General features: G+C 49.8%; 14 protein-coding genes and 1 other RNA gene. 6 read left to right on the top strand and 9 right to left on the bottom strand.

Annotated features, from left to right (window positions below; all coding sequences use genetic code 11):
- Positions 1-25 precede the first annotated feature (25 nt).
- Entirely contained in the window at positions 26-352 is a 327-nt protein-coding gene (locus tag KME12_12680) for a thioredoxin family protein (protein ID MBW4488635.1), read from the top strand.
- Here the strand turns inward: KME12_12680 and KME12_12675 are convergent.
- Together KME12_12675 and KME12_12670 are read right to left on the bottom strand one after the other, a co-directional pair.
- Positions 349-573 (bottom strand): hypothetical protein, encoded by a 225-nt coding sequence (locus KME12_12675; protein MBW4488634.1) that lies wholly within the window; start codon positions 571-573, stop codon positions 349-351. The genes KME12_12680 and KME12_12675 overlap by 4 nt on opposite strands.
- Positions 570-2351 carry a S8 family peptidase gene (locus KME12_12670; GenBank protein ID MBW4488633.1) on the bottom strand — a complete coding sequence of 594 codons (1782 nt, stop codon included), beginning with the start codon at positions 2349-2351 and terminating at the stop codon, positions 570-572. The genes KME12_12675 and KME12_12670 overlap by 4 nt, the downstream gene beginning before the upstream one ends.
- Positions 2352-2466: 115 nt before the next feature.
- Between KME12_12670 and KME12_12665 the strand changes: the two genes are divergently transcribed.
- The 4 genes from KME12_12665 (at position 2467) to thiD (ending at position 6491) form a co-directional block, all read left to right on the top strand.
- Positions 2467-2886, top strand: a complete 420-nt coding sequence (locus KME12_12665; GenBank protein MBW4488632.1) for a hypothetical protein — start codon at positions 2467-2469, stop codon at positions 2884-2886.
- A 369-nt stretch (positions 2887-3255) separates the two neighbouring features.
- Positions 3256-4119, top strand: a complete 864-nt coding sequence (locus KME12_12660) for an FtsQ-type POTRA domain-containing protein (GenBank protein MBW4488631.1) — start codon at positions 3256-3258, stop codon at positions 4117-4119.
- 194 nt (positions 4120-4313) lie between these two features.
- The gene (gene ftsZ / locus KME12_12655) at positions 4314-5603 is read left to right on the top strand and encodes a cell division protein FtsZ (protein MBW4488630.1); all 1290 of its coding nucleotides are present in this window, start codon (positions 4314-4316) and stop codon (positions 5601-5603) included.
- A 69-nt stretch (positions 5604-5672) separates the two neighbouring features.
- Positions 5673-6491 (top strand): bifunctional hydroxymethylpyrimidine kinase/phosphomethylpyrimidine kinase, encoded by an 819-nt coding sequence (thiD, locus tag KME12_12650; protein MBW4488629.1) that lies wholly within the window; start codon positions 5673-5675, stop codon positions 6489-6491.
- A 28-nt stretch (positions 6492-6519) separates the two neighbouring features.
- Here thiD and KME12_12645 read toward each other — a convergent pair whose 3' ends face one another.
- From KME12_12645 to KME12_12615, 7 genes are all read right to left on the bottom strand, one after another.
- On the bottom strand, positions 6520-6927 hold the full coding sequence (locus tag KME12_12645; protein ID MBW4488628.1) for a hypothetical protein: 408 nt from the start codon (positions 6925-6927) through the stop codon (positions 6520-6522).
- Between the two features lie 181 nt (positions 6928-7108).
- Positions 7109-7477, bottom strand: a complete 369-nt coding sequence (locus KME12_12640) for a phasin family protein (GenBank protein MBW4488627.1) — start codon at positions 7475-7477, stop codon at positions 7109-7111.
- A 274-nt stretch (positions 7478-7751) separates the two neighbouring features.
- An RNA gene (ffs, locus tag KME12_12635) (signal recognition particle sRNA small type) lies at positions 7752-7848 on the bottom strand.
- 51 nt (positions 7849-7899) lie between these two features.
- The gene (locus tag KME12_12630) at positions 7900-9228 is read right to left on the bottom strand and encodes a ribulose bisphosphate carboxylase small subunit (GenBank protein MBW4488626.1); all 1329 of its coding nucleotides are present in this window, start codon (positions 9226-9228) and stop codon (positions 7900-7902) included.
- Between the two features lie 215 nt (positions 9229-9443).
- Positions 9444-9779: a ribulose bisphosphate carboxylase small subunit gene (locus KME12_12625; protein MBW4488625.1), complete on the bottom strand. Its 336-nt coding sequence runs from the start codon at positions 9777-9779 to the stop codon at positions 9444-9446.
- 46 nt (positions 9780-9825) lie between these two features.
- The gene (locus KME12_12620) at positions 9826-10236 is read right to left on the bottom strand and encodes a chaperonin family protein RbcX (protein MBW4488624.1); all 411 of its coding nucleotides are present in this window, start codon (positions 10234-10236) and stop codon (positions 9826-9828) included.
- An 83-nt stretch (positions 10237-10319) separates the two neighbouring features.
- Positions 10320-11750, bottom strand: coding sequence for a form I ribulose bisphosphate carboxylase large subunit (locus KME12_12615; GenBank protein ID MBW4488623.1), 1431 nt, complete (start codon positions 11748-11750; stop codon positions 10320-10322).
- A 1038-nt stretch (positions 11751-12788) separates the two neighbouring features.
- Between KME12_12615 and KME12_12610 the strand changes: the two genes are divergently transcribed.
- The gene (locus KME12_12610) at positions 12789-13907 is read left to right on the top strand and encodes a transcriptional regulator (protein ID MBW4488622.1); all 1119 of its coding nucleotides are present in this window, start codon (positions 12789-12791) and stop codon (positions 13905-13907) included.
- The last annotated feature ends 11 nt before the right edge of the window (positions 13908-13918 follow it).

The following is a 13918-nucleotide window of genomic DNA, read 5'->3' as shown; positions in this document are numbered from 1 at the left end:
GGCTCAGCAAAGGCAAGGGAATTCTATGGATCGAGCTGTTATCAAGTTTTCTTCAGAAGACTGTGGAACTTGCCACAAGATGTCTTTCTATGACCAAAAAGTGGCTGAAGAACTCGGTCTCCGCTTCATCAACTGCATGATGCAAGATACGGCCACTTATCGTCAATACCGCAAGATTTTGTTGGCCCAATATCCGGACAAAGAAGGAATGGGGTGGCCCACCTATATTGTTTGCGACTCTCCTGATGCAGAATTTCAGATTCTGGGAGAAGTCAAAGGCGGCCACCCCAAAGGTGAGTTTAGGACTCGGTTGCAGGCAGTCTTAGAGACAGCTTCTGGGAGGGATAGCTAATCTTTCACCTTAAAATGGGTGACTTCTAGAACGGGGCCAATCATGGCGAATGTCATCACATCCTCTCGGATTTTGCCTTCTACTGTCACCTGAACACCAGACTTTTTTAAGTCGCTGGGAGCATTGTGTAATTCGTAGGATTGGCCATCCTCACCTACTAGCGCCCAAGTACCAGGCCCCATGCCTTTACGTTCGATCTTGCCCGTGACTTTAATACTCATGCGGCTTCTCCTTCTCCTCTGGTTACCAGATAGGCTAACCCGAAACACAGCAGGGCGTTAACCACCAAGAAAGTCTGGGCGATCGCTCCGGTGCCGAGCCACAGCAGTTGCGGAGACATAAACGCACTCACCGCTAGGCAAGAAGCGACTCCTAAGGTGGTACCAATGGCAAACCACTTCCATTCCGCATGGCCGAGGAACAAAGCTAGCAAGATGAAAGGAACCAAAACGCTGGCAAAGATGGGATTTAGCGCACTGGTTCCCTGAAGCGCTGTGCCTAGTTCGGGAATGGAGCTACCCATCACCCGGAAAGGCCATTGCGGCAAATCCATGATGTAGAAGCCACGAAAGACAAATAGACCCGCACTGCCAGCGACTAACCCACTAGTGAGCGACCAACTCCAGAAAGGCAAGTAGTTGCGGAGAAACCAAGCTAGCAAGTAAGACCCCAACACCATCGCCACTTTGGGTAGCAGAGCAACTGCACCGCCATCAATCCAGAAGCGAGGGTTGAGATAACCGTTATCCCGTAGCCAGCGGAAGAAATCGCGGAAGTTGATTTGACCACGCATTGCCAGCTTCACAGCATTGGCAGCATCCAAGTGACCCGCCCCATAGTGGTTGAGGCCATCGTCTGGGATGGCGCGAGCTGACTCCAAAAGGACATTCCGAATTGCATCCGGTTCTTGTACCCCAGACGCTTTGATTAGCGCTGCCACGCCCGCTACGTGAGGGGCCGCCATACTAGTGCCCTGAAAAGCGGCAAAGATGGATTCGCCAGTCTCCGCATCAATGGTGTTTTGCAGAATTCCACCTATGGTGTTGTCACCTTCAGTTTGGCCGCCTGGGGCTGAGATATCGACGCCCGCTCCATAGTTGGAGTAGATCGCTTTTTCCCCCGAAGGGCGTAACGCGGAAACCCCGATGACGTGGGGATAACGAGCGGGATAAGAAGCTGAATTCTGGTTGGCGTTGCCCGCTGCGGCAATAATCACTACACCCTTGCTGTGGGCATAGGCGATCGCTTCTTGCATGATTTCACTTTCGCCGCCACCCCCCAAGCTCATGTTAATGACATCAGCATCATGGTCTGCCGCAAACTTAATAGCTTCGGCAATGTCGGCCACTGTACCGCCGCCCTCTGCACTCAAAACTTTTAAGGGCATTAAACTCGCTTCGTAGGCGACTCCTGCCACGCCATAGTCATTGTTGGTGGATTGAGCGATCGTCCCTGCCACATGGGTGCCATGCCCGTTATCGTCGCTGGCATCGGTGCGATCGCTGACGAAGTCATAACCCTCAACAAACTGGGTGTCCTTGAGGTCAGGTACACGGCTAACTCCGGTGTCAATTACGGCGACGGTGACACCACTGCCCTTGGTTTCATCCCAAGCAGCTTCCACATTGATACTTCTGAGGTTCCATTGCTTGCTGTATTCAGGATCGTTAGGGGCGAAAAAGGCTCGATAAATATAGTTCGGCTCGATCGACTCAGTAGCTTTGGCCAGTTGAGATTTTTTGAGCGACCGTAGAAGTTGGGAATTTCCTTCCACAATGTAAATATGATCGGCTTGGGAAAACTCGCTATTTAAACGAGGCTTCACCTGATATTGCTGCGCGATCGCATCTAGCTGTTGTTGAATTTGCACCGCTGGAATATCTTCGCGAAAATCCAGCACAATCGACTCGTAGATTCCGTTTGCTGCCAATCCTTTAAAGCTGGCGATCGCTACCATTAGCCCCGCCAAAAACAAGCCCACCAGCCCCAGCCTTCTCATAGAAACTCATCACTACAGCTCGTTGCCTTCAACCATAACTCACGCACTAGAAGGTAGCGGTAATATTGCAGGATAGTTACGGATTAATAATTTCTCTGGATCATTCCTATCAGTTATGGAAAGAGGTCTTTTGTGGCTACCCCTGCTAGGTGTTTTTATTTGGCTAGCTTGGGCGGGTTGGAACGAATATCAAAAAGTAGAAGCTTACCGTCGCTGGGCAGAGCAATTTGAGCGAGCTAAGTACGATATTTATGCAGTTCTAGGGCAGCAGGGCAGTGACCTCACCTGGGGACAACCCACCCGTCGCGGCCCGATTAATTTAGCTGCTTTTTCCCTCAAGGAAGTTCAAGCTATTCGCCTACTAGTGGACGACCAGCCAGTAGACTTAAACGCATTACCGCAAAAAGGCCGTAGCGTTCTTCTAGAATTTGCCTTGCCCAATTCAGCATCGCCCATTCGCATTCCTTTTACGGATGTCACATTGGCAGCGGATTGGGGGCGTTATCTACAACAGGAACTTGCCAGCTACTCCTAGCAACTGAGCGCCTCGCACCTCTGGCGATCGCAAACTCATATTTCATGAGAGCTAGTAAGATTCTAGGAAATTACCCCGACGAATGCTAAATCTGGCAAACTTATGACGGCGATCGGCCCACTAGTCCCCCGACTTGAAGCGATCCTCACTCTAGGTTTGGCTATAGCGATCGCAAATTGAGCCAGTAGCGATTAAACTTCTACAGGGTTGGTTGCAGCCATAGACAATTTCTAGTCAATTTCTAGACAATTCAGTCGATGGTTTGTTGTCCAATTCTCTTTCCGCCCAACTGCCCCTTCTGGTTGCTCCCACAAACTTATGCATCTCCGCCAATCCCTCCATACTCTTCATGCGAACTGAGAGGTGCTGATGACTAGCCTTTCATCCGTCTCTCAAACAGAACTCGCGCAAAGACGCCAAAAGCTCCGCCAAGAACGACGCTTAAAAGCACTGCAAGCCAGTTGGCGCACCCTTGCAGTCAGCGGTTTGGCGGGAGGACTCGCTTGGGTCATTACCCTGCCCGGTTGGATCATTCAGCAACCCGAACAAGTGGCGATCGCAGGCAATCGGTTTCTCTCCGCTCAGGCCATTCAATCGCTGCTACCGATGGCTTATCCTCAATCGTTGCTGCAACTAGAACCCCAGGCGATCGCAGCCCAACTAGAATCTAAAGCCCCGATCGCGGAAGCAACCGTGGCGCGTCAGCTGTTTCCCCCCAGACTAATCGTGCAGGTCAAAGAGCGATATCCCGTCGCCATGATCTCTGACCTACCTAATGCTCAGACCGCTAAAGACACAAAACCTACAGCCGATCTCTCAAACGTGGGGTTTCTGGATGCGAAGGGTGTCTGGATTCCGATTGAGAGCTATACTTCCTTTGATCAATCGTTCAAGTTACCAACTCTCAAAATTGTTGGCTACCAAGAACAGAAGCGATCGCAGTGGGCTGAGCTTTATCAAGCAGTTAGCCAAAGCCCTGTGAAAGTGACAGAAATTGATTGGCGTGATCCAAGCAATTTAATTCTTAAAACTGAGTTAGGAATCTTTCATTTCGGGTCTTATAGTTCTAGATTTACAGAGCAAATCCAGGCAATGGATCAGCTCCGAAAACTCTCAGAGAAGCTGAATCCTAAGCAAGTTGCTTATATCAATCTGCAAAATCCAGATGCACCCTCAATTCAAATGCTGAAGCCCAATAACTCGGTAAAATCTAATACGGCCACTGCCAATTGAGTTTGCCGCCTGTTGGCAATAAGTGAGCGATAAATGTCTTTGTAATGCTGTTGATCAGTCAGATCAAATCAGAGCAAAGATGAGTAGGAGCCTAATGCTATCATTGGTTTTTCAATCGACTTACCCTATAGTTAATTAGAGTTGCCAGCACTGTCCAGAATTAAAAAGTTGTTTATATACCATCCCCGATTCCAATGACATCTAATAGTACATCTAATAGTAAATTGGGCTCTATCACCGAAGGCTCCCACGCAGAAGAGCAGTCCTCCTTCTCAGTGGCAGATACTGCCAAAAACCCGTTTGGCAACTCTACAGTTCGGTTTGGTCAATCTCGCGACGCAAAAGTTGTGCTAGAAGAATCTCGAATGGATGGGATTGTCCCCAGCAGTGTTGCCAAAATCAAAGTAATTGGCGTTGGGGGAGGGGGTGGCAACGCAGTCAATCGCATGATTGCCAGCGACGTATCAGGAGTTGAGTTTTGGTCCGTCAATACAGATGCTCAAGCCTTAGCTCAAGCGATGGCTCCCAAGCATTTACAAGTTGGTCAAAAACTGACTCGTGGTTTAGGGGCGGGTGGTAATCCTGCGATCGGACAGAAAGCAGCAGAAGAGTCACGCGATGAGATTGCAGCGGCTCTAGAAAATTCTGACTTAGTGTTCATCACCGCTGGTATGGGCGGTGGCACCGGAACGGGTGCAGCTCCGATTGTGGCGGAGATTGCCAAGGAAGTGGGCGCTTTAACAGTAGGAGTCGTGACTCGTCCGTTTACCTTTGAAGGCCGACGCCGCACCAGCCAAGCGGATGAAGGGATTGCAGCCCTACAAAGTCGAGTCGATACCCTGATTGTCATTCCCAACGATAAATTGTTGTCGGTGATCTCCGAGCAGACTCCGGTTCAAGAAGCATTCCGCGTCGCCGATGATATTCTGCGCCAAGGGGTACAGGGCATTTCCGACATCATTACTATCCCTGGTTTAGTCAACGTTGACTTTGCTGACGTACGAGCCGTCATGGCCGATGCAGGCTCTGCCTTGATGGGCATTGGCATTGGTTCTGGCAAGTCGCGGGCTAGAGAAGCGGCGATGGCAGCCATTTCATCACCCCTTTTAGAATCCTCCATTGATGGAGCCAAAGGGGTCGTCTTCAATATCACGGGCGGTACCGATTTAACGCTCCATGAAGTCAATGCGGCTGCCGAAATCATCTATGAAGTCGTTGATCCTAATGCCAACATTATCTTTGGGGCAGTCATCGACGAGCGCATGCAGGGAGAAATTCGGATCACAGTCATTGCCACAGGCTTTACGGGCGAGGCCCAACCCGCAGCTCAACCTGCTAAAGTCGCGCCACTACGTCGAGGTCTCACACCACCAATGACTCCTCAGGCTCCCCAAACCTCTGTTAACGAGCCGAGAAATAGACCGGGTGAACCCGACATTCCTGAGTTTCTCCAAAGAAGACGAGATAGACCCCCAACTCGCTAAAGACTCGCTAAAGACTTGAGTCCCCCTAGGTAGTGATACCTTCAGTTCGTCACTTTGGATTAATTTGATATGACAGTTACAGGGGATTTGCAGGTTCCTGTGGCACTGACGATCGCAGGTTCTGATAGCGGCGGTGGAGCAGGAATTCAGGCTGACCTACGCACTTTTGCTTTTCATCAAGTGCATGGCACCAGTGCCCTGACTTGTATCACGGCTCAAAATACCCTAGGAGTCAATCGGGTCGATGCGTTGCCTGCTGCGGCTGTAGTGGCTCAGATGGAAGCAGTGGTGCAAGACATTGGGGTGCAGGCAACCAAGACAGGAATGCTGCTGAACCAAGAAATTATCGTGTCGGTGGCAGAGCAAGTGCGGCTTTTGCAATTGCAGAATTTGGTGGTCGATCCAGTCATGGTGTCTCGGACGGGAGCACAATTGATTGATGACCAAGCGATCGCCACCTTACGAGATGCCTTAATTCCCCAGGCTGCGATCGTGACGCCAAACCGCTACGAAGCTCAGCTTTTAAGCGGTCTGACGATCGCAACACTCGATGACATGCAAACAGCGGCTCAACGGATTTATCAGCTGGGGGCCAAAGCAGTCTTAGTCAAAGGGGGTGGTATGGTTGGCAATCTGCGAGGGGTGGATGTCTGGTTTGATGGCCAGCATCTAGAAACCTTAACCACCTTTAGCGTTGACACAAAAAATACCCACGGTACTGGCTGTACCCTCTCAGCCGCGATCGCAGCCAACCTGGCAAATGGCAAAGATTTACTATCTGCCACCAGAATGGCCAAAGACTACGTCACAACAGCCTTAACCCATGCCTTAAATATTGGGCAAGGCCAAGGTCCCGTAGGCCACTTTTTTCCTCTACTGTCCCATTAAAAGTTTTAGCTATAGGTATAGCGAACCTTTAGAACGATTCCCAATCAGAGCATTTCTCAGTTTCTACTCCATAGGGGTGCATACCACAGACTAAGGGATTCCCCCCATAAACTTGTCCGTGGTAGTGACTGCATCCCATACAGGCACGATGTTTAGTAGCGATCGGCTCTACATTGTAGAACAAAGGCTCAATGGCTTCTGCGTCAGAACTCTCCAAGCCAAAATACAGCTCTAGTAGCGAGCTTGTTAGCTCATCAAGTCGCTGATCAACCTCAACAAAAACTGTGCTTTGTACCTGTTCTACAATTTCTTCAGAAAGCTTGGCAAAGATATCAATTGCATCATCAATATCTCGCTTTACTTCTAAAAAGAATAGCTCTACTTCATCAGCTATTAGGTCGAAGCTAGTAAAGAAATCTTTTGACCAATCTTCCATAGGTTTGTGGCTTGCCTGCAAGCGAGATCGGGGACTGCGCCGAGCTTGTCTCTAGTCAGCGCCAACACATTAGATGAAAACCCCACCTACCAACTTCAGCCTTAGCAATTGGTCGAGGGAGACTGATCAAAAATCATAACTTAGATAGATGACTTCGTAGCATTCTGTTTACACACAGCAACTACTCTCGCTCTAGCCGCCGTAGTTCCTCCTGCAAATCCAGCACTTGCTGACGCAAATTATCCACACCTTGAGTTTCAGCTTTGGTCGGCTCCTCATCATCCGAGAGAATTTCGATCCGTCGCGGTTCGGAGCTGGTCGGTTCCGGAGCAGGAGTGGCTCCTGGTTGCTGGGCTCGATTCACCATGTCCTCGACAAATCGACGAGCCTCTTCCGTGCTCATCTCTCCTTTAGCAACAAGTTCATCCGCTAGTTTTTGAGCTTGTATCCGCAGTTCTCCTATCTTGCCACCTGCTTTCTCACCTGCGTAGGAGGCTAGACCCACACCCAGGTAAAATGCTTTTTGCACAAGATCACCAAATCCAGCCATAGTAATAACCGCTCCTTAGCATCTTAAAAGTTTAATCATAGTCAGTCGGGCAAGAAGTGAAACAGTCGTCCAACTCCTAACAGCGCGATTGGTCAGATAGATAATTCTAGGATAGGCAGAAATCCAAGCCAGTGCCCACTGAGAGTTTTTCTTCGACTAGCCAAAGCCCTAGTGAAGATCAACTGGCTTCATATTGGAACAAATTCTATCAGCACAAGTAGGCGGAAGATGTAGCGATCGCCTCTGGCATTTTCCCAGCACCCTTTAAAGCAAAGGAGACCCGGAGACCACGCCTGCTATAAGCATCCCGTATTGCTGCTACCTTCCGGTCCTGACAAGATTTGGGCGTTATGGCCGCGTGGGTCCGAGTCGATCCTTATTATAACCTGAGTTACGTCAATTTTTCTATCTAGCAACTCAAATTAGTAGCTCGATTTGCCATTCGGGCGTTGAATGACTGTTTCCATCATGCGGCGCTTGGCTTTGGGGTCAATACCCACCACACGGACGTAATCTTTACTATGCTCTGCGAGGCAAGCTTCCACTGCCGCGATCGCTTCTGATTCATGCCCTTGAACCGCAGCATAGGATTGCCAAGAATTGGTACGAAAACGCCGTTCATCCACAAATTCAATGCCTAAGCGATAGCCTTGAGCCAAAATTTGCTGCACCTTGTCTGCCACCGCACCCTGCAAATGTTTTCCAGTCGGTTGCGGCTGTTGAGGGGCGGGCTCCTGACGATAGTTGGCGGCAGTACCCGCGCCCTTAGAACCATTGCCATTTCCAGGTTGAGCAGTGACAGCAGTTGGTTCGGGACGAGGCTGAGGAGCAGGGCGGGATTCCTCCTCGTTAGTCCGATGGAATCCTAGCCGCAAATTGCGATTGTATTCTTCTGACAAGCGCATTTGCTGCACCCGTTGCTGCTCTTGCACCATGAATTCGCCGACTTCAATCAGATGCGGCAAGCTAAAGTCAGGTCTGTGGAATTCGGGAGGGCGATCGCCGCTGTTAACCACTCGTAGCGAAACGCGATCGTACCCGACACCTTTAATGAAGTTCAGCACCTGTTCATCATAAAGGCGGGCCCGGAGCGCCCCAAAGAAATCCACCGATTGATTAATAAAGTGATCGACAAGTTGTTCAATCGCTTGCTGCTGAATCGTATCTGCTTCAAAAATGCCACCAACAATGCCAATTTTGTCGTCTCGATTTGGTTCCCAATAGAACTTATCCATTCGCCCATCCCGAATCAGAGGGGCATATAAGGTTGACAAGTCATTACCCGTGATGATGATTGGCACCCGATGCAATGGGGTTGAGTCGTAACTGCCAGGGAGTTGGACGTTGGTAGGATTGTCCGCGATGTTCATCAAGGTGCCGTTCACCAACTGGGTGTTGACGGTGTACTGCGTCCCTTGATCGAGTCGGCCAGCGCCTGCATCTAAGTCGTTAATCATCAGCACGGTCATTCTGCCTCGCGTCCGAATCAGTTCGGCAGCTTCTCGGTAACGCAAGCGAATCAGGCGAGCTGGATCTCCCGCATCAGGGCTTTCTAGCTCTCCCGCCGACATATGGACAACTTCCACCCCTAGACGCTCAAAGACTAATTCACACTGAAAGGATTTTCCTTCTCCTTTACGACCGTGGATGCCCAAGAGCAGGGGAACCCGGACGTTGGGTAAATCGAGAAAGTTTTTCGTGATGTGAACAGCTAGCTTGTCGAGGAAGCGAGGCGAGATGTAGTAGCTCATGACGTTGGGGGAAGTAAACTGCTGGGCTTAAAACTAATGTTAAGTTTTTCTGACAAATGCGATCGCTAAATTGAGCGATGAAAGCTTACTAATCCAAAAAATAAGGAGAGGTAGAGTTTTCTACCCCTCCAGACTTTCACCTAGGAGAGTGATTGCACTAGGTTGATATTAAGCACAGGCAAACTGTTGTCCTGGCTTGCTTGGTAGATACAAGCTTAGTAGCGGTTGGCGTTGGGCTTGTGAACGATAAAGCTCAGTACTTGGCACTGCTTGATGTTGTCGAAGCCAACTACACGGATGTAGGAGCTGGAGTACTCAGAGCGGCAAGCGCGCACTTCACTGAGAACTTCTTGAGTATTAGAAGCACCAAACAGAGGCAACTTCCACAGGGTCCAGTAGTGCTGCTCAGGATCAGAATCTTCGCTGAACTCTACAGCAGGGATGTAGCCTTGGTCGAGAATGTACTGGAGCTGTTTGCCGATTTGGGCGTCAGACAGAGGAGGAAGGTAGGATAGAGTTTCGTAACGACGCTCTTTGGGTAGAGTTCTCATGGGTCCTGTTGCTATTTCTTACGTTTACGGGAATTAAATCTCACTGCTAACCAGGAAGGTTATCCAGACTAGATTCAGAATCTTGTACTGGTTCCGGCTGGGGGGAAGCATCAGTCGTAGTGAGCTGGGTGATTCGCTCCAGCTGCTGACGCCGATGCCCAACGTTGGCTTGCTTAATGTCAGTGCATGCCATTTCAGGCAAAAATTCGGTCACTGACTCCGCTAGATGCTCTCTCACAGTCATGATGCGAAATGCCAATTCCTGATTTTCCTTCAGGAGCGCTTGGAGATATAGTTCCCCATCTTGGATGGTGCCTTGACCAGAGAAGTGATGCAACCAAAGCGCTAATGGTGGATTCGTTTCACTCAGTTGAGCTAGGACTGTCCGCATTGCCTGATAAGTCAGGTAGCTAACCAGCACCTTCGTTGTATCTTTGGCAATTCTCTTGATATCCATTCAACAACCCCAGCCAATGGAAAAGAGTGAAGGACAAAGGATGAAGGATGAAAGTAAATTCATCCCTCCTATTTCCTTCAACCTTACAGGGTATCCATTGCCTCGAATTCGAACTTGATTTCTTTCCACAGTTCGCAGGCAGTAGCCAATTCAGGGCTCCACTTGCAAGCTTCACGGATGACGTCGCCGCCTTCACGCATCAGGTTGCGACCTTCGTTACGAGCTTGGATACAAGCTTCCAAAGCCACACGGTTAGCGGTTGCACCAGGCGCGTTACCCCAGGGGTGACCGAGGGTACCACCACCAAACTGCAAGCAGGAGTCATCTCCAAAGATTTCTACCAGGGCAGGCATGTGCCAAATGTGGATACCACCGGAAGCCACAGGCATTACACCAGGCATGGAAGCCCAGTCTTGGGTGAAGAAGATACCGCGAGAGCGATCTTGCTCGACGTAGTTCTCACGCATCAAGTCTACGAAGCCCATGGTGATACCTTTTTCACCTTCGAGCTTACCTACAACGGTACCGGAGTGCAGGTGGTCACCACCAGACATCCGCAAGCACTTCGCCAAAACGCGGAAGTGGATACCGTGGTTCTTCTGACGGTCAATAACCGCGTGCATCGCACGGTGGATGTGGAGCAGAATGCCATTATCACGGCACCACTTAGCGAGGGTGGTGTTTGCAGTGAAACCACCGGTGAGGTAGTCGTGCATGATGATGGGGGTGCCGATTTCTTTAGCGAATTCAGCCCGCTGCATCATTTGCTCGCAGGTAGGAGCGGTGACGTTGAGGTAGTGACCCTTGATTTCGCCAGTTTCAGCTTGAGATTTTTCGATAGCTTCTTGAACGAACAGGAAGCGATCGCGCCAGCGCATGAAAGGCTGAGAGTTAATGTTTTCGTCGTCTTTGGTGAAGTCGAGACCACCACGCAGACACTCGTAAACTGCACGACCGTAGTTCTTAGCAGACAGACCGAGCTTAGGCTTAATGGTGCAACCTAGCAGAGGACGACCGTACTTGTTCAGTTTGTCGCGCTCAACTTGAATCCCGTGAGGAGGACCTTGGAAGGTCTTTAGGTAAGCCACAGGAATCCGCAAGTCTTCTAGACGCAGAGCCCGCAACGCTTTGAAACCAAACACGTTACCTACAATTGAGGTCAACATGTTGGTAACAGAGCCTTCTTCGAACAAGTCGAGAGGATAAGCTACGTAGCAGAAGAACTGGTTGTCTTCACCAGGAACGGGTTCGATGTCATAGCAACGACCCTTGTAGCGATCGAGGTCGGTCAACAGGTCGGTCCAAACAGTGGTCCAAGTACCTGTGGAAGACTCAGCAGCTACAGCCGCGCCAGCTTCTTCGGGAGGGACACCAGGCTGAGGAGTTACCCGGAAAGCAGCCAACAGGTCTGTATCTTTAGGTGTGTAGTCTGGAGTGTAATAGGTCAGGCGGTAATCCTTAACACCAGCCTGATACCCAGTTTTTGTCTGAGTCTTAGTTTGCGAATATGACATACTTTCCCTTCCTAGGAATCACTCAACTTACATCGATTAACTGAGTGCATCCAGACCAAATTGAGACATTCAGAGATACTTCTCTAACTGAGTCTGAATACTGTGCGTAGGCACCTCTGCCTGTGGACTTGAGCCATTGCCAAAGCTTCATAAAGCTGGTGCAACCCCACCTTTTACCGGGTCCACTTTGCGCCCATCAGTACGCTCTAAACAAAATATATCAGGAATTCAATAAGCTAAACCTTAAACATTCTTTACTCGCTTATATTCTTTTCTTATAGATGAATTTCAAAAGTAAATTTCCAATATTTTTCTTCACTTTTCTTAAAAATGACCCAGGTAAAGGCTCAATAGATTTGCAGTTTTCCTAAACTAAATTTATTTGTTTTTTTGCCATTTTATGCCCTTAAGCCGTAATTGCGAACCAATCAAATCAATCAGGGATCAAGAAGCTTAGAAGTATTTTGACAAGATTCGTTAAGTTGACTCCATCTAGGAAAGCAACTCAGAGTTTTTGAAGGCGGATAGAGGACTAGCTGATGCTTAGCTGTAAAAAGCGCAGGGTATTTGGTACTCAACAGAACTAGCCGCAGGCTAGCGTAGCGGTAGTTAATCAGCGCGAGACTAGCGATCGCGGTCCTATGGAGATCAGCTAATTTTTCCTGATCAAGTAATTTTTAGTCGTTTGCTGAACCAGGGGTAAGAAGCAGGATTAAGTAGCAGGTTAAGTAGCAGCACATTTTCCCCTTAATTCCTGACTGATTCAGAGATTAGCGGGGTATGCTGATGCACAAGATGCTATTCAGACTCGACTGTTCTAGCTCTAGAGGCTCAACTCAGCTGCCTCTAAGGCTTATAGTAGGGTGAGCTGAAATTCTCTACTTCTAGGTAATTAAGGCGCGTTCCCGATCAGCGCGATCGCTCTCTAGAACTGGCAATTGTCTTGGGCAGTTGAATTAAGCTGAGAGCATCACCTAGATAAGTTGATTAATTCATTGCTTACTTCCCCAAGGTAGGAGCCCAGGTAGGAGCTTTGTCATGGCAATTTCGCGAACTCAGATTGGTGTAATTTTTGGTGCTACGTTGCTATGGCTAAGCTTGCCGGGGATCGTCAGTCAGTTTAATGGGTCATCTAGCCGCACCCTAGCCCAACCAGCGGCAAGCGGGGAGGCCGCACCTGTTTACCCCAAAGAAGCACCGCCTCTGCGGGTTAGGCCGTTACCAGGCGATCGCCAATTACAAGAAACCCAAAACTTAGGGGCAGATTTCCGAGTCAGTGCGCTGCAACCGGATTACACGGGCAGCTTGTGGGTAGGGTCTTGGCAAGGCTTAGCACGTGTCAACCCGAACACGGGCAGAATTCTGGCGCGGATTAAATTACCGAACTACACGATAGGGGCCTTGGCTCAAGACAAAGTGGGCCGAGTTTGGGTAGGCACTTACACAGGGCTTTTACGGGTTGACCCTCGGAGTAATGAGACGACCGCCCAAAATTTCTCCTTGCCCTCTAACCGGGTTTTGTCTCTTTTAACCGATCGCCGAGGTTATTTGTGGGTCGGCACCGATCGTGGCTTGGCACTGATTAGCCCCGACCAAGGGCTGCTGATGACCACCGTCAAGGATTTGCCCGGAGTCAGCGCCAACGCTTTGACGTTGGACCCCCAAGGACAACTTTGGGTTGGTACTTTAGAAGGGCTAGTGCAGATCGACACTGCTAGTGGTTTAATCGTCAGACAACAGCCGGAGGTACCTGGAACTAGTGTCCAGGCTTTGACCCTCGGCCCTAGAGGGACTTTGTGGGCTGGCACTCCCAATGCGCTGCTGGAAGTTGACCCTCGAACTGGACAAGTGCTGCGATCGGTGACTCAGTTGCGGGGTCGCAATGTTTTATCGGTGCAGTTTGATAAAGTGGGAAGTCTTTGGGTTGGTACTAGTAAGGGATTGGTCCGACTCAACCCCTACAACGGAGCGATCGCAGGTCAGATTCCCAACTTGCCTTCCGACGAAATCTTGGCTATCTCCCCCGACACAGGCAATAAAGTGTGGGTTGGCACCAGTGAAGGGCTAGGTTGGGTGAGTTTGACCACGGGAGAAGCCAAGTCACATCTCGCGTTCACCCGTGAAAGAACTGACTTCGATCAGGCTCAAACGCCTTAACTGAGGTCAGC

The sequence above is a fragment of the Trichocoleus desertorum ATA4-8-CV12 genome (assembly GCA_019358975.1).
Lineage (GTDB): Bacteria > Cyanobacteriota > Cyanobacteriia > FACHB-46 > FACHB-46 > Trichocoleus > Trichocoleus desertorum_A.
This window is presented reverse-complemented; position numbering and strand designations above follow the sequence as displayed.